Below are 15565 nucleotides of genomic sequence, written 5' to 3' on the forward strand. Positions count from 1 at the left end.
CCGTCGGCGACGCCGCCACCAGTACCGCGACCACCACCGCGAGCCCCAGCAGCGGCACCACCACGTGCCGCAGCACGCCCGGCACCCCGGCCCGCTCCCCGGCCCCCGCCCCACCGGCCCGCGACCGCCGCCCGCACCGCACCGCCAGCCACACCAGCCCCACCGCCAGCCAGCAGCCGCCCACCGCCTGCGCCGTCGGCGACGCCGCCACCAGTACCGCGACCACCACCGCGAGCCCCAGCAGCGGCACCACCACGTGCCGCAGCACGCCCGGCACCCCGGCCCGCTCCCTGCAGCAGCCCGAACGCGGTCAGCGCCCCCACGTTCACGATCGACGACAGCTGCTCCAGCCCGTCGTCCCGGCGCGCCGCCCCCACCGCCGCCACCAGCGTCACCCCCGCCGCGCCCAGCAGCGCCCGGCGCGGCACCCCGCGGCGGGCGTCCACCTCGGCCATCGCCCCCGGCAGCCGCCGGTCCCGGGCCATCGCGAACAGCAACCGCCCGGCCGCCGCCTGCCCCGCCAGCGCCGCGAACGCCGCCCCGACCGCCTTGCCGGCCGCCACCAGCTGCCCCAGCCACGGCCCGGCGGCCGCCTGTGCCGTCGCGTAGAAGGCGCTGCCCTGCTCGCCCGGCCTGGCCGCCAGTTCCGCCGCGGACACCGGGGCGAGCAGCGCCGCGAGATCCCGGCCCGCGGCGCGACCCGCACCATCTGGGCGTACGAGTACGCCGTGGACGCCATCGCGGCCGTCGCCACCACGTAGACCACGGTGATGGCGCCGTGCGACGTGGCCAGCAGGGTGCCGAAGATCCCGACCGGCGCCATCGGGGCGATGAACAGCAGCCCGTAGACGAGCAGGTCCCGGAATGTCAGCGTCCGCCGCAGGGCCGCCGGGCCCGTCCCCTCCGCCGCGCCGGCCCGCCGCCCCGACCGCATCGACGCCTCCTCGGTAGTTCCGGCCTCCCAGTCTGGGCCAACGGCCGATCTTCGGGCGCCGGGCACGGCCCTTACGATGGGACACATGTCTGCACTTCCCGGCCAGTCCGCCGGCCGCAAGGTCCTGCTCGCCGCCCCCCGTGGCTACTGCGCGGGCGTGGACCGCGCCGTGATCGCCGTCGAGAAAGCGCTGGAGCAGTACGGCGCGCCCGTCTACGTACGCCACGAGATCGTGCACAACAAGTACGTCGTGAAGACCCTGGAGAAGAAGGGCGCGATCTTCGTCGAGCGCACGGAGGAGGTCCCGCCGGGCAACATCGTGATGTTCTCGGCACACGGCGTGGCCCCCGTCGTCCACGAGGAGGCCAAGCGCGGCCGCCTCGCCACCATCGACGCGACCTGCCCCCTGGTGACCAAGGTCCACAAGGAAGCCGTCCGCTACGCCCAGGAGGACTACGACATCCTCCTGATCGGCCACGAGGGCCACGAGGAGGTCATCGGCACCTCCGGCGAGGCCCCCGACCACATCCAGCTCGTCGACGGCCCCGAGGACGTCGACAAGGTCGAGGTCCGCGACCCCTCGAAGATCGTCTGGCTGTCGCAGACCACCCTCTCCGTGGACGAGACCATGGAGACCGTCGACGCCCTGAAGACGAAGTTCCCCGGTCTCGTCTCCCCGCCCAGCGACGACATCTGCTACGCCACCCAGAACCGGCAGCTCGCCGTGAAGCAGATGGGCGCCGAGGCGGAGCTGGTCATCGTGGTCGGCTCCCGCAACTCCTCCAACTCCAAGCGGCTCGTCGAGGTCGCCAAGCTCGCCGGCGCCCGCGAGGCCTACCTCGTGGACTTCGCCGACGAGATCGACGAGGCCTGGCTGGAGGGCGTGACCACGGTCGGCGTCACCTCCGGCGCCTCCGTCCCGGAGGTCCTGGTCGAGCAGGTCCTGGAGTGGCTCGCCGAGCGCGGCTACGGCGACGTCGAGATCGTCAAGGCGGCCGAGGAGTCCATCACCTTCTCGCTGCCCAAGGAACTCCGCCGCGACCTGCGCGCCGAGGCCAAGGCCGCGACCGAGGACACCGACGCCTGACGCCCGGCCCGACGACGAGCGCGGCCCCGGCGGACGAAAGCGCCGCCGGATCCGCGTTCCCTGGGCGGCCGGGCCCGTCCGCGCCTAGCCTTTTCCCCATGAGGGTCTTCGGTGTGGACATCGGCGGATCGGGCATCAAGGGCGCCCCGGTGGATCTCGAACGCGGCGACCTCGTCGACGAGCGCCACAAGGTGCTGACCCCGCACCCGGCCACCCCGGAAGCCGTCGCGGACGGCGTCCGCGAGGTGGTCGCGCACTTCGGATGGACCGGCCCGGTCGGCGTGACCTTCCCCGGAGTGGTCACCGGCGGCATCACCCGCACTGCCGCCAACGTCGACAAACGATGGATCGGCACCGACGCCGCCGCCCTGCTCACCGACCGGCTCGGCGGCTGCCCGGTCATCCTCCTCAACGACGCGGACGCGGCCGGCCTGGCCGAGATGCGCTTCGGCGCCGGCCGCGGCCGGACCGGCACCGTCATCGTCCTCACCCTCGGCACCGGCATCGGCAGCGCCGTCTTCACCGACGGCCGACTCCTCGCGAACACCGAGCTCGGCCACCTCGAACTGAACGGCCACGACGCCGAGAAACGCGCCTCCACCAAGGTCAAGGAGGACGAGGACCTCAGCTGGCAGCGCTGGGCGCGCCGGGTCCAGAAGTACCTCGCCCATGTGGAGATGCTGTTCTCGCCCGAGCTGTTCGTGATCGGCGGCGGGGTGAGCCGCAAGGCCGAGAAGTTCCTGCCGCTGATCGAGGGCATCAGGGCCGAGATCGTGCCGGCTCAGCTTCAGAACAACGCGGGGATCGTGGGGGCTGCGATGGCCGCGTACGCCGCTCGGGCTGGCGCGCCACCTGCCGCGGCCGTGGCCCCGGCCGGGCCCGGTCAGCCTTCCGCGCCGCCGCCCGGTCCGCCGGCCCGGGCTCCCCGCTCCGCGGTCGCGTCACCGGTCGGCTGGCCCGACGCCGCGCGCTGACCGCCGCCCACCGGACGACCGCGATCAGCGCGCAGACCAGCGTGCCCGCGTAGAGCCAGCCGGCGTTCAGCGCCAGGACGGTGAAGACGCCCATCAGCAGCCCGCCGAAACCGTCCCCGCCGCGGTGGATCGGCACCGTGCCGAGCGCGAAGGCGATCGGCAGCGTGACCGGCGCGCAGATCAGGTCGTACGGCCGCACCCACACCGCCGCGCCGACTCCCACCAGCAGGAAGAACACGCCGTACGGGGTCTGTGCGCCGCCGAGCAGCAGCTGGTCCAGGCAGGCGAAGGCGAGCAGCGCGAGGGTCGCCAGCAGCCAGCAGCCCAGGCCGGTGAGCTTGGCCGCGGGCATCCGGCGCCGCAGGCCGTCCGACGCCGTGGGAAGCGGACGTTGCGGACGCGCCCGGTAGACGGCCGAGGATTCCGGGCCCACCGGGGGCGGCACGGCCGCCCGCTCACCCACGGGTCCCGCCACGGCCGCCGCGGTGGGCCCCCGCGCGGCCCACGCCTGCGCCGGGCCGCGAGCCGCGGCCCGTACGGGCGCGGGCGCGGCGATCGGGACGGATGCGAAGCCGGAGGCCCGCATCGCGGAGAGGAAGTCGTCGTCGGGGTCGGGGGCCACGGCCTCCGCCGGGCGCGGGAGCCGGGCGTCCTGGTCCGCGGCCGGGCGTCCGGACCACGGCGGGCCGTGCTGGGGGGTAAGCGCTTCGTGTTGCTCCACGGGCCAACGGTAGGTCGCTAAGTGGTATTAACCGGTTACGGGACACGCCCTTTGGCCGAGCTTGGGGCTGCGTTCGACACGAGCGGGTGCGGGCCGGGCCGGGAGGCGGCCGGAGGACGGGACGCGGCGGCGGGGCACCGGCCCGGGCTGGGGCGGCCGGGCGCCGCCGCCCGCCCCGTAGACTGGTGGATCGGCCCCTCACGAGGCCGTTGCCCACCCCACCACTCTCCCTTCGGAAGTCGAGTCGCCACCGTGTCGCTCACGATCGGAATCGTCGGTCTGCCGAATGTCGGCAAGTCGACCCTGTTCAACGCCCTGACCAAGAACGACGTGCTGGCGGCCAACTACCCGTTCGCCACCATCGAGCCGAACGTCGGTGTCGTCGGCGTCCCCGACCCCCGCCTGGCCAAGCTCGCGGAGATCTTCGCCTCCCAGAAGATCCTCCCGGCCACCGTCGACTTCGTCGACATCGCCGGCATCGTCCGCGGCGCCTCCGAGGGCGAGGGCCTGGGCAACAAGTTCCTCGCGAACATCCGCGAGTCCGACGCGATCTGCCAGGTCATCCGCGCCTTCAAGGACGAGAACGTCGTCCACGTCGACGGCAAGGTCTCGCCCAAGGACGACATCGAGACGATCAACACCGAGCTGATCCTCGCCGACCTCCAGACCATCGAGAAGGTCCTGCCGCGCCTGGTGAAGGAGTCGCGGATCAAGAAGGACGTGGCCCCCAAGGTCAAGGCCGTCGAAGAGGCCAAGGCCATCCTGGAGAAGGGCGACACCCTCTTCGCCCACGGGATCGTCCAGGGCAGCGAGCGCAACGAGCTCCTCCACGACCTCCACCTCCTCACCACCAAGCCGTTCCTCTACGTCTTCAACGTCGACGAGGACGAGCTGACCGACGAGGACTTCAAGAACGAGCAGCGCGAGCTGGTCGCCCCCGCCGAGGCGATCTTCCTCAACGCCAAGCTGGAGGCCGACCTCGCCGAACTGGACGAGGACGAGGCCCTCGAACTCCTCCAGTCCGTCGGCCAGGAGGAGCCCGGCCTCGCCACCCTCGCCCACGTCGGCTTCCGCACCCTCGGCCTGCAGACCTACCTGACGGCCGGCCCCAAGGAAACCCGCGCGTGGACCATCAAGCAGGGCGCCACCGCCCCCGAGGCCGCGGGCGTCATCCACACCGACTTCCAGAAGGGCTTCATCAAGGCCGAGGTCATCTCCTTCGCCGACCTGGTGGAGACCGGCTCGGTAGCCGACGCCCGCTCCGCGGGCAAGGCCCGCATGGAGGGCAAGGAGTATGTGATGCAGGACGGGGATGTGGTGGAGTTCCGGTTCAACGTGTGACGCCGGTCATAGCGTTGATGTAGCGATCTGGCAAATGCGCAGGTCAGGTGGGGTCGGTTCCATTCGGGGCCGGCCCCGCTGGCGTTCCCGTTGCTGGATCCGTGCTGGATTTGCTGACGTCTCGTCACCTGTCGTCGTCCCTGGTTATGCGTACCGTTGCTGGATCGGGGCTGGATGTGGCTGACGGTGCGTTAGCTGGATGGGCTGCATTCTGGCTGCGGATTTCGTCGTGGGCGGTTCTTGGGGCGCTGGGCGGTCGCTGCGGGGCGGCCGCTGTGGGGCGGGGGTGGGGTGGCGCCCGTCGCTCATGGACGCGGCATGCGGCCTGCGTGAGGTGTCCATGGCGCCGCGTGGGACGCGGTGGGGGAACCGCGTCATGTGCATGGTCGTGGGTTCGGGTCCCGGCAGGGGCTACAAAACATGTCTGGTCGTTCGGGCGGCGGCAAGCTGCGGATTCGGGTCACGTGCAGGATGGGGGGGGTGGGATCGTTTGGCCCCAATCAGGCCCCGTCGGGGGATGAGGGTTGGATTTCGCCGGGGTCTGTCCGACGAAACTTGTTGCGCGGCTGTGCGGGAGCGCGGGAGCCGGTGTGCTGGTCGGGAGGGACAGCTGGGAGACTGGTTGCCTGCAACCCATTCTGATCTTGCTCTCCGTATCCATGCCACCTCTCATCTGACCGGCCAGTTCACGCTCCGATCGGGACGTACTGCCACGGAGTACTTCGACAAATACCGGTTCGAGGCGGATCCCGCTCTGCTGGATGAGATCGCCGGGCGGATGGCTCCGCTGATGCCGCAGGGCACGCAGGTGCTTGCTGGTTTGGAGATGGGCGGCATTCCGGTGGTGACCGCGATCGGTCGGCACACGGGGCTTCCCTGTGCGTTCGTTCGTAAGCAGGCCAAGCCGTATGGCACTTGCCGTCTGATCGAGGGTGCGGAGGTGGCGGATCGCAAGGTGCTGGCGGGCAGGGCTCGGAAGCTGCGCAAGCAGCGAGCCCGGTCGCATGGAGGTCGACCGGGCCCGGTAACTGCGAGAACCGCAGGAGGCTCGGATCGGTCTTGCCCACCGACCGGGCCTCTTTGCGTGCTCTGACCTGACGGTCTGCACGCGGTGACTCTTAAGCTCCGCTGACCCCAGCCGGGGCGTGCAAGTCTTAAGAGTCTTCCGTGATGCACGATACCCCACGATGACACGTAAAACTTGACCGCATTAGGCCTCTCGACCCTCTGACCTGCGGTGATGCCGTGTGTAAAGTTAGCCATGTCGAACGCTCGCGGAGACGGTCCACGGGCCTGCGGTGTCCGCCGTCCCCCTGCCGGGGCCCTACAGCACACCGATCATGGCGTTCTCCTCCCAGCCGTCGGCGTCCTCGAAGTAACCCTCCATGACCCCGCTGTTGGGGACCCATCCGCCCTGCTTGGCGATGACCTTGCGGTCGTTGCCGGCGCGGCGGGAATCCTCGGCGGCGCCGCGGCGGGCGGAGTGTCCGGTGCGGCGGACGAGGAGCTCGGCCCGCTCGCCGAGTCGGGTGGCGACGTCGCCGACGGCCTCCGGGGACAGTCCCCGGTCGGTGACGGTGTGTCAGCGCGGGCAGGGCTCGGAAGGCGTAGCCGTCGGGGTCGGTGAGGCCGGGGGACTCCACCCAGAACCGCCAGGCGCAGACCGGAGAGGTGGACGGGCGGGAGCCGAACGGCACCTTCACCTTCCGCGGGCTGATCTTCGAGACGCGGACATCGACCTCCAGGCCGTGCTCGGTCTCGGTGAGGTCGCGCAGCCTCAGGTAGGTCACGTCGCGCTCGCGGCCGGCGATGCGAACTGTCCATCGGCGCGTCAGCGAGGCTCCTCATGAGGCCGTTGTGGGCCGGGAGTGGGGAGCGCAGGGCTCCTTCATCGTCGGGTCCACCGAGCACCTCCAGACGTCGTTGTAAGCCGTCATCCCGCCCAATCAGGCCTGTGAGCTGCGAACTTACAGGGGACATCAAACCGAGCATGAGGGCGAATTACCTCTACCCCATACGGCTGGCGTCACATCGGCTCTACCGGGCTCCGATAGGATTCGCAGTGCTTCACCTGAAACTCCACTGAACTGCGGTGCGGGGGTGCCCAGTTCACATGCCTCCGGGCCTGATAGGCAGGCTCCGGCCGGAGAGAAAGGTGAGGTGGTGCTATGAGCGTCCCCCTGGGCAAGCGCAGCAAGGACAGGTGGCCCGAGCCAGACAAGTGGCAGGTCATCTTGACGGCGGCGAGCTTATTGGTGGCGATCATCGCGCTGGTGGGACAGCTCGCTCAGTGAGTGCCCACCCTGGGTCCGGGAGAGATCGCGGCCGCTGGACATGCAGCGAGCCCGGTCGCTTGGTATTCGACCGGGCTCGGTAGCTAACTGCAGGAGGCTCGTGGTCTCTGGATGCCGCCGGAGATCCGGGCCTCTTTGCATGCTCTGACCTGGGCGGTCTGCATGCGGCGACTCTTAAGTTCCAGCGGCCCCACCCGGGGCGTGCCAGCTTTAAGAGTCGAGAAAACAATAACGCACTTACGCACTTTGACGCGTAAAACTTGGCCCCCCACTTCGCCCGGGCCCCCGCTGACCTGCGATGATCTGGACCGGCCATGCACGCTGGTGCCCGCTATTTTCGGGGCGTATAACCCATTTGGGTGAGTCGCTGCGAAACTCGGCACCCACTTCACAGCACCCCGATCATGGCGTTCTCCTCCCAGCCGTCGGCGTCCTCGAAGTAGCCCTCCATCGCCCCGCTGTTGGGTACCCATCCGCCCTGCATGGCGATGGTCTTGCGGTCGTTGCCGGCGCGCCGGGACTCCTCGGCGGCGCCGCGGCGGGGGGAGTGGCCGGTGTGCCGGACCGGCAGGTCGGCCCGGGCGGTGAGCCGGGTGGTGACGTCGCCGACGGCTTCGGGGGAGAGGCCGACGTCCATGACGGTGTGCCAGCGCGGGTGCAGGGCACGGAAGGGTAGCCGTCGGGGTCGCCCAGGCCGGCGGCCTCGGTCCAGGCGCGCCAGGCGCGGACGGGGGCAGGTGGAGGGGCGGGGAATCGCTGGCATCCCGCAGCCGCTCAGCGCATCGATGCCGCATTAGCTGTCACGTCATCGGAGTCGAATATCACGGCGGTATCAACGTCTACGTCCACAACATCATGTACCGCGGGCGCTTCGACAGCGTCGTACACATCGTCAACGTCAACGACGACCGGACGGGAGGAAAGCCCGGGCTGCTCCGTGAACCATTCGCCCACCAGGTCCATGACGTCGTGCAGAGCCGCCAGCGGAAAGTACTCAATCCCTCGGGTGGACAGCCATCCTTCCGTGTCGAGTCCGTCCAGGACGAACCTCTCCAGCGCTCTCGCCATACCGATGGGCAACCCTGTGATCCGTAGATGCTGCGCGGTCAGTCCGTCCTCGGCGTGCTGCCGGAGCCTGTTATAGCCGCCCCCGGAGCTGATGCCGGGCTTCACTGTGTCCTCGCCAGTCGCGGTGTCCAATCCGCTCACGACGTAGTACACGTCGTGGGGTGGGACAGCGCCGCCGTACATCCCCGGGGGACATTGGGGGCAACCACGCTTCATCTTGTTCGGGATCAGGCCGAACTCGTGCCCGGCGAAACAGACCGCCCGGTGGGGGCGTGACGCTGCTATCCGCTGCGACTCGAGCACGGTGATGCCGAGGTCTTTGGCTCTCTCGGAGAGCTCCTCGAACTTGGCCAGCTTGTTGCAGGTGCCGCAGAAGTCTGGGCGGATGGCCTGACGCCCATCCCGGCTGTCCACGTAGAACGAGTGCGAGTGGCCGCGACGGCATCTGACGTCGACGGCGTTGCGGTACTCCTTCACCACGGTGGATCGAGTCTCACGGACGACCGCCTCGACTTTGGCGAACCCTTCCGCGTACGCAGCAGCTTTCCGACAGTCTGGGCATAGGGTGTCGACGGGCTCACCCCGGCAGGTCCTCGCGTCGGCCCCGGTCGTCTTGAAGTGGTGTCCCTTCGAGCACTTCGCCGCGAACACGACATGGCCGTCCCCGGACTCGTCTTGCTCGTCCGTGGCGGTCAGTTCTATACCCTCGGTCTTAGCCACCGCCTTCAAAACGGCCAAACACTCCGCAACCCAGCCGACGTTGCGGCACTTCTTACACCACGGCTCGTTCGGGTCCATCCCGAAGGGCTTGCGGGTGGACAAGACGTCCCACGCGCGGACTGCGAATTCGTGACCGGCACTGCACGTAACGTCCGTCCAGCCGACCAGGCCGCGCTCCTCGTCCAGCGTCCACGCCTGTCGTCGGCATGCCTGACGGAACAGGTCCATCAGTGCGTTGATGTGGACGGCGGCTTCCGTGCTCACGTCCGAGGGCTCCGGCTGGTTGCTCGTCATGCGGGTTTCTCTCTCGTTGTCGGCCATCACTCGCGCTCCAGGTAGCGATAGATGGTCGGTTCCCGAACACCGGCAATGGACCGTCCTCCGCTGCGGGTTTCTGCTACGAGGTGCGCTGGCGCGGGTACAGGGTCGGCGGCTTGTCGGTCGGGTTGGCAAGCATTCGGCGGACGGTTTCCGGGTGCCATCGGTCTCCGCGCTTCGGCCGGATGCCTTCAGCCTCTAGCACCGCGGCGATCTCACGGAAGGACAGCTCGTCCTCGTCGCGGAGTTGGCGGGCGCGGGCGCGGCCGGCCTGCTCCGCTTCCTCCTCGGCCAGCTCCTTCTGGTGGGCCCGCCATCCGTACGGCGGGGCACCGTAGGCGTATCCGCCCTGTTCAGCCTTCTCGCGCCGTCCGTGACGGAGTCGGGCGGCGATCATCGACCGCTCCAACTGGGCGAAGACGCCCATCATCTGGTGCATGGCGGTGCGCATGGGGTCATCCGGGTCGTCTGGGTGGACTTCCCCGGAGTCTGAGGTGAACGCGCGTCCGCCGTGCTTCCAGATCTGGGCCAGGATGGCCTCCTGGACGACGAGGGTGCGGGCGAACCTGTCGAGGTTCGGCGCGATGATGCCGTCCGCGGTGCCGTCCTCGATCTCGGTCAGTGCGTCGGCAAGCCCGGGCCGTCGGCGCTCTCCAGCGTTCCGGAGCGTCCTTCATCGCGGTACATGGTGCGGCCAAGCCGGTGGCCAGCCTCGCGGCACCACTGGCGCACGTGCTTCTCCTGAACGTCGAGTCCGTACCCGTCGAGTTGGCGCCCGGTGCTGACGCGGATGTACCCCACAAGCCTCATGGGCACATGATGGCGGGCTGTGCTGACAATCGGCGTGACCTGTGGTGCCACAGAAGGTACATAACTGTGACACTGACCGGTCGCGGGTATGCCGACGGTTCCCGCCGCTACACCGAACTCGCCCTGAAGGAGACCGGGAAGCTGTAGCTGCGCCCACAGCAATGCACGCCCGAGGGGGCCGGACGGATTGTCCGGCCCCCTCGTCGTATGCGGGGAAGGAGGGCCGGAGGTGCTGGTCGTCGCGGGTTGCCCGGCTTGCCCCCGGGTGGTGTAGGGCGCGCGAGAAGCACTCGCACGGCCGGGTAGCAGCCCTTTGGCGGGACTCCCGCGGGACTCCAGCCAAAGGGTTACGGCCAGGGGCCGGTAGCGGCCAAGCTGTGGTGGTTCGTAGAGCCGCCGCGTAGCAGCACGGCCGCGCCGATTCAAGAGTTGGCGAATGTGGTGACCCGTTAGCGGAGCCCGCCGCCACATTCAATAGATGCACGAAGACAAGGAGGGAGAAACTTCCCAGCTCAGAGGCTCTTGCAGAGGACCGAGCGTGACGCGCCACCAGTATTGAAATTCAGGGCCGGCATCTATCGAATACGGCGCGGATAGACGGCACTCTCCTCCTCGTCCCGAGGTATCACCGCCCCCACCACCGGACTTGCGGGGCTAATCCCTCGCCGGTCCACAGTCGGGGACACCTATCCATCCGCACGCGAAATGAAGGTTCTCGATGTCCACCACCACGCACCGCCCGGCCGCTCCGCAGCCCCGGCGGTGCCGACGCCCCGCAACCAGCGGCTCGGGGCCTGGGCCCGCCGGGCCTCGTGGCCTGCCTGCACCATCGCCGGCCTAACCATCGGCGAGCCGGCCCACCGATCCGAGCGACAGCGCTCGATCAGCCCAGGTCCGACGCGCGTAGCAGCGCGACGCCCGCCCATTCAAGCGTCCGCGAAACGCGGCAGTTTCCAGCTCAGGAGCCGTTCCAACACCACGAACCTGATGTGACGTCAGGTTTGAAGGTCAATTTCGCGAGATCTTGCATACGGCTCGGTTCGTCGACAGTCTCCTCCTCGTCCGGGGGCGCCACCGGACTCCACCAGGGGACTTGCGGGACTAACCCCCCGCTGGTCGACCGTCCATCCACCCATTCACCGCGTGCTGCCGCATGCACCAGAAACGAAGGATTGCCATGTCCACCACAAATAGCCACCCGGGCGACCCTCAGTCGCACGGAAGGCCGCCGGCCGAGCCGCACACACCCGACCAGCCCTACGAAGCACGTCCGCACACGGACGCCCTGGGCTGGGCAACACTGGGGCTGACCGCCGCATTCGGCACCACCGGCGTGGTGCTCACCCTGACCGGGCATGAAGGGGCCGGCATCGCCCTCATGGGCTTATGCTCGCTGGGGCGAGACGTCAGCACCCGGAAGTAGGGCAACCGTGGGCCTCTGCCGGGCGGGGTCATCCCACCCGGCGGCGGGGCCAGCAGTTGGGCCAGGAAGGCCCCTACCAGATGAGCCGCCAGCCGGACGCCACCCGGACGTGGTCCGGATGGTGCCCGGCATCGGGTACTCGTAGACCTCGCCCTGCGAGGCCCCTGGGTTCCGGAAGCCATAGGCATCATCGTTCCGCTTCGCTAAACGGAGTTGACGAAGCGTCAAATGTGTATGCCGTTCAGCGATGGCCACTGCCTACCGTTATCCTGCGGAGGTTCTCCGCCGATGAGGCTGAGAAAAACCCTCACAGCACGACGAACGAAAGCTGAACGGATGATCAAGACTCGCATTGCCACCGCAGCGGCCGCCGCTGCCTTAGTCGCCGCCTCGATCGGCCTGGCCGCTCCGGCCGGTGCCGCGCCTGTCAAGGCCAGCGGCGGATGCTGGAACACCACGGCCAAGGCCAAGGAGACCCTCAAGATACGGACGTCTCGCAAGATCTCCGGCACCGCCGTCGGGCTCATTCCCAAGGGGGCAACGGGCTGCTACGAGTACGGCCAGGAAGGCCAAAGGTACAGCTACTGCGGGAAGTCCGACAACATGTGGGACTACATCACCTACAGGGGGATGAAGGGCTACGTCCCGCACTCGTGCATCATCTGAGCGAGGGCCGGAGGCGCTAGCAAGGGCCGTGCCGCTTGACGCAGACACCTGGCGGTCCACAGGGGCAGCAGTCTCGTCGCCCCTGGGCCGCCGGGCACCCGCGCCCGGCGTTTCCACTCAGTCCTCCCGCTCAGGGGCAGCACAGTGCGGATTCGTCGCGATGTAGAGCGGGTGGCTGACCTCGCGTCACGCCATCCATTCCCGCTCACGATCTCCAGCACTCACAGCGAGCGTCATCCTCAGAGTTCGCTTGACACGCTTGTGGCCTGCAGCGGGGGCATTTCTGGATGTCGTCTTGCTCGATGTGCCAGCCCGCGAAAGCTACCCGGGCAAGGCAATCAGACATGATTCGGCGCATGTTCTGCTCGGACATCATGGGGCCCGAAATCATGGTTGTGCCCATGGGGGGAACGTCGACTTCCCCGTTATGTCTCTCGCCGCATCCGTCGCAGTTCAACATCGCGGCCGAAGCCAGCCCTGACCGGTGGGAGTACCTGCATACCGGGATGGTCTGGCTGACACTGCCCGGAGCCTGTAGACCCCACCGCCATACGACCACGCACGACGAGGGAGCCGGACGGATCGTCCGGCTCCCTCGTCTCATGCGGCGGAATCGCCAAGCAGCGCGGTGAGCCCCGCTCTCCAAGGTGCTTGGCAGCTACCTCGAAGTGGTTGACCAGTGGGGGAAAACGCTCTGTTCGGCATGCAGTAGGAGCAACGTAGCTCCGGCGATCTGCGGAGTGGGGCCGGGGTGCGTCCCGCAGAGAGCGATGTGCCCTGCGGGACGCGTGTACGGGCAGGAGGCCCGCTAGCCGAAGGTTCAGCGGTACAGCTTCTTGGAGGAGGTGTAGATCATGCTTCCGACACCGGTCATGTTGCCGACGTGGGACCAGCGCTCCTGGCAGTTGGACCACCGCTGGTAGCGCTTGATGGCCCAGGTCTGCTTCCAGATACCGCGCTTGGCGATGAACATGCTCCTGGCGGGGACGGTGTACTCGATGGTCTCGCCGTCGCTGATGTCGGCGGACAGCTCCAGCTCGAAGCCCAACATGGCGGTGCCCTGCTGCTTGTTCTTCTTGTTGATCTTCGCCCTCGCCTTGCGCTGAATGCTGGGCAGGGAGGGCAGGCGGCCGGTGAGCATGCCGCGGCCAGAGTAGGTGTGGGTGAAGGTGAACTGGTGCTTCTGCTCGGTGGAGGCGCCGTTACGCCAGGTGATCTTCTCGGGACGGCTGTCCCAGCCCTCGCGGATCAGGATGGGCGTCACGCGGTCGACGGGCTGGCAGGTGTCGCCGCCTTGCTGCACCTTGGCACCGGCGAGGGCAACCTGACGCGAGGTGCCGCCCTGGCCCGGGTCGGTGGTGAATACGTCGGTGACCGAAGTGCCGGCGACAACGCCCGCGACCAGACCGCTGGCGAGCACAGCGATGATCAGCGGTCGGGTCTTGCGGTTTGTGACAGCAGACATGCGGATCTCCTTCGAGGAAACGAGTCGGTGAGTGGCCAGCCCTGCGCGGACGCTGGGGGTGGGCCGTGTGGACGACTGCTCGCCCCGTCGTCGGTACCGGCAGATGGCGAGAGTGGATGCGGCGGACCCGGGTGCGCCGTCGACGTCTGGCGCGGTCCGGGTGGGCCGGTCGATGGCAAGAGCGTGCCGGGCAGGGTCAGCGCGGGGCAACACGTCATGACGGACGGGACAGTCCAGCATTGTCTGTGCAGGTCAGCGGCACCGTCCGCGCTTACGTGGGCCACCGTTGTCAGGGGGCTTCCAGCACTGGACGGACCGGGACTGTCCCGGACGGGCGAAGATCTAGCGGGACACCTTTGAGACGAAACAACCTCCTTGCCGGGCCGCGAACTACGCGGTCTTTCGAGGAGGTCGTTATGGGACAGCACACGCTCCTGCCCCGGCGGCAGGTGCTGAAGAAGCAGACCGCGGGGACGGGGCGCCGGTCGGCGCCGGTGTCGCACCGCAGGCCGCGCACCCCCGGCGTGGGCGCGAAGAAGGTCCGCAACGGCATGGCCGCGGTTGCGGGATTGGCTGTGGGGTTCGTGCTCTCGGTGCTGGCGGGCGTGCTGCTGGCCGTGCACGGCCCGTCGGACTCCTCCGCGGCCGGCAGACCGTCGCTCACGCTGCGGCCGGAAGCACCGGCGGTGCCCAAGCCCGCCAAGGCGCACCCGGCCAAGCCCGCCGAGCCGGACTCGGCCAAGGCCAAGCCCGCGAAGGTCAAAAAGATCGTGCTGCTGCCCGGTGCCACGCTGTGGGAGCTGGCGCACACACAGCACGACCGTGAAGCAGTTGCAGCGGCTCAACGATCTGGGGTCGTCGACCCTAATCTACGCCGGGCAGCCGCTGCGCACACTGCCAGTCGACCACTCCGGGCCAAAGCTTCCACCCGGAGCGCATACGGCTTCTGGGCGCCAGGACCGTGCGCGCCCACCCAGTACGGCCGTGCGTACAGCAGTGGGTCGACGTCCGTCTCGTCGACTGGCTGGCTGGCAGTTGAGGGTGTCACAGTTATGCCCGGTCACTACGCGGCAGCCGTTGCCCTCCGTCACTCCCCGAGCGCGGTGCTCGATTGCGTTCTGCGGCAGCATCTGGGCGGGTGGCGGTATAAGTAATTCCGGTATTTGAAAAATGAATCACCCTTGCCTTTTTTATCGGCAATGGAATCTTCCGATCCGCTTCCTTTTCCACCAACTCGTCAAGCAGGCTCATCTTCCTGGCGTGTTGGCCACGAGGCAGAGATTGCGCCAAGGGTCGGAAATACTATCGACCTCACCATGCGGGACTGCTACAAATGACCATGCAAGCATCCACGAAGAATGGGGAATTCAAGGTTTGAACCAACTGTGACGCAGTCAACTCTCCCGGGGCGCGAGGAGACAGACCAATGGGTTGGATCCATGAGTTACCTGCAAACACAACAGAAACCCTGTCTGCTCGGCGCGATATACGCCCGTGACGATCTCTCCAGGCTTGTTGAGTCGCCAGATGGCAGAAACGGAAACTAGCCGATTCTGACCGCCGGAGCGGCTGATTCCGGCCTAGACGAGGCTCTCTATGCAGGGCCTCTACTTTCAAGTCCATTACGAGGAAGGAAGCAGTAGTCGTGAAGAAGCGTGTCTTGGCAGCGGTGGTCTCTGCCGCTGTCGTCGTGGGTGGAGTCACCTCCGCAGCAGCAGCCTCTCCGGCTCCCACTCCAATCCAA

Annotated in this window: 11 protein-coding genes and 2 pseudogenes; 6 read left to right on the plus strand and 7 right to left on the minus strand. The window is 68.2% G+C overall.

All coding sequences use genetic code 11. The annotated features are described in order from the left end of the window. Positions 1 to 115 precede the first annotated feature (115 nt). Positions 116 to 934, minus strand: a pseudogene (locus tag IG62_RS45775) (amino acid permease); the annotation flags it as partial. Positions 935 to 1010: 76 nt separating this feature from the next. On the opposite strand from IG62_RS45775, the gene IG62_RS0139540 reads away from it, so the two are divergent. Further along, positions 1011 to 2021, plus strand: a complete 1011-nt coding sequence (locus IG62_RS0139540) for a 4-hydroxy-3-methylbut-2-enyl diphosphate reductase (RefSeq protein WP_420711185.1) — start codon at positions 1011 to 1013, stop codon at positions 2019 to 2021. Positions 2022 to 2119: 98 nt separating this feature from the next. Next, on the plus strand, positions 2120 to 2995 hold the full coding sequence (ppgK, locus tag IG62_RS0139545; protein ID WP_030815650.1) for a polyphosphate--glucose phosphotransferase: 876 nt from the start codon (positions 2120 to 2122) through the stop codon (positions 2993 to 2995). A gap of 61 nt (positions 2996 to 3056) precedes the next feature. Here the strand turns inward: ppgK and IG62_RS49975 are convergent. Further along, positions 3057 to 3581, minus strand: a pseudogene (locus IG62_RS49975) (DUF6542 domain-containing protein); the annotation flags it as partial. Positions 3582 to 3968: 387 nt separating this feature from the next. Between IG62_RS49975 and ychF the strand changes: the two are divergent. Then, positions 3969 to 5057: a redox-regulated ATPase YchF gene (ychF, locus tag IG62_RS0139550; protein WP_030815653.1), complete on the plus strand. Its 1089-nt coding sequence runs from the start codon at positions 3969 to 3971 to the stop codon at positions 5055 to 5057. A gap of 2168 nt (positions 5058 to 7225) precedes the next feature. Next, complete coding sequence (locus IG62_RS49740) at positions 7226 to 7351, plus strand: hypothetical protein (RefSeq protein WP_267887942.1); 126 nt, start codon at positions 7226 to 7228, stop codon at positions 7349 to 7351. 388 nt (positions 7352 to 7739) lie between these two features. On the opposite strand, the gene IG62_RS42790 is transcribed toward IG62_RS49740, so the two are convergent. The 4 genes from IG62_RS42790 to IG62_RS48095 form a co-directional block, all read right to left on the minus strand. Further along, the gene (locus IG62_RS42790; RefSeq protein WP_030815655.1) at positions 7740 to 7988 is read right to left on the minus strand and encodes a hypothetical protein; all 249 of its coding nucleotides are present in this window, start codon (positions 7986 to 7988) and stop codon (positions 7740 to 7742) included. Between the two features lie 137 nt (positions 7989 to 8125). After that, positions 8126 to 9460 carry a hypothetical protein gene (locus IG62_RS0139570; RefSeq protein ID WP_030815657.1) on the minus strand — a complete coding sequence of 445 codons (1335 nt, stop codon included), beginning with the start codon at positions 9458 to 9460 and terminating at the stop codon, positions 8126 to 8128. Positions 9461 to 9536: 76 nt separating this feature from the next. Continuing rightward, positions 9537 to 10079: a recombinase family protein gene (locus IG62_RS48090; RefSeq protein WP_324604672.1), complete on the minus strand. Its 543-nt coding sequence runs from the start codon at positions 10077 to 10079 to the stop codon at positions 9537 to 9539. Further along, entirely contained in the window at positions 10076 to 10267 is a 192-nt protein-coding gene (locus IG62_RS48095) for a recombinase family protein (RefSeq protein ID WP_199812588.1), read from the minus strand. Before IG62_RS48095 ends, IG62_RS48090 begins: the two co-directional genes overlap by 4 nt. 1759 nt (positions 10268 to 12026) lie before the next feature. Here IG62_RS48095 and IG62_RS0139585 point away from each other — a divergent pair. Further along, complete coding sequence (locus tag IG62_RS0139585; protein WP_030815660.1) at positions 12027 to 12356, plus strand: hypothetical protein; 330 nt, start codon at positions 12027 to 12029, stop codon at positions 12354 to 12356. Between the two features lie 820 nt (positions 12357 to 13176). Here the strand turns inward: IG62_RS0139585 and IG62_RS0139590 are convergent. After that, on the minus strand, positions 13177 to 13821 hold the full coding sequence (locus IG62_RS0139590) for a hypothetical protein (protein WP_030815664.1): 645 nt from the start codon (positions 13819 to 13821) through the stop codon (positions 13177 to 13179). A gap of 416 nt (positions 13822 to 14237) precedes the next feature. On the opposite strand from IG62_RS0139590, the gene IG62_RS47560 reads away from it, so the two are divergent. Continuing rightward, on the plus strand, positions 14238 to 14975 hold the full coding sequence (locus tag IG62_RS47560) for a hypothetical protein (protein ID WP_158795184.1): 738 nt from the start codon (positions 14238 to 14240) through the stop codon (positions 14973 to 14975). Positions 14976 to 15565 lie beyond the last annotated feature (590 nt).

The sequence above is a fragment of the Streptomyces sp. NRRL S-337 genome (assembly GCF_000720175.1).
GTDB lineage: Bacteria > Actinomycetota > Actinomycetes > Streptomycetales > Streptomycetaceae > Streptomyces > Streptomyces siderophoricus.

What these genes read in the sequence shown, in the direction of transcription:
- IG62_RS0139540 (WP_420711185.1), top strand. Translation starts at nt 1,011, where the DNA reads ATGGGACACATGTCTGCACTTCCCGGCCAGTCCGCCGGCCGCAAGGTC.
- ppgK (WP_030815650.1), top strand. Translation starts at nt 2,120, where the DNA reads ATGAGGGTCTTCGGTGTGGACATCGGCGGATCGGGCATCAAGGGCGCC.
- IG62_RS49740 (WP_267887942.1), top strand. Translation starts at nt 7,226, where the DNA reads ATGAGCGTCCCCCTGGGCAAGCGCAGCAAGGACAGGTGGCCCGAGCCA.
- IG62_RS42790 (WP_030815655.1), bottom strand. Translation starts at nt 7,988, where the DNA reads ATGGACGTCGGCCTCTCCCCCGAAGCCGTCGGCGACGTCACCACCCGG.
- IG62_RS0139570 (WP_030815657.1), bottom strand. Translation starts at nt 9,460, where the DNA reads ATGGCCGACAACGAGAGAGAAACCCGCATGACGAGCAACCAGCCGGAG.
- IG62_RS48095 (WP_199812588.1), bottom strand. Translation starts at nt 10,267, where the DNA reads ATGAGGCTTGTGGGGTACATCCGCGTCAGCACCGGGCGCCAACTCGAC.
- IG62_RS0139585 (WP_030815660.1), top strand. Translation starts at nt 12,027, where the DNA reads ATGATCAAGACTCGCATTGCCACCGCAGCGGCCGCCGCTGCCTTAGTC.
- IG62_RS0139590 (WP_030815664.1), bottom strand. Translation starts at nt 13,821, where the DNA reads ATGTCTGCTGTCACAAACCGCAAGACCCGACCGCTGATCATCGCTGTG.
- IG62_RS47560 (WP_158795184.1), top strand. Translation starts at nt 14,238, where the DNA reads ATGGGACAGCACACGCTCCTGCCCCGGCGGCAGGTGCTGAAGAAGCAG.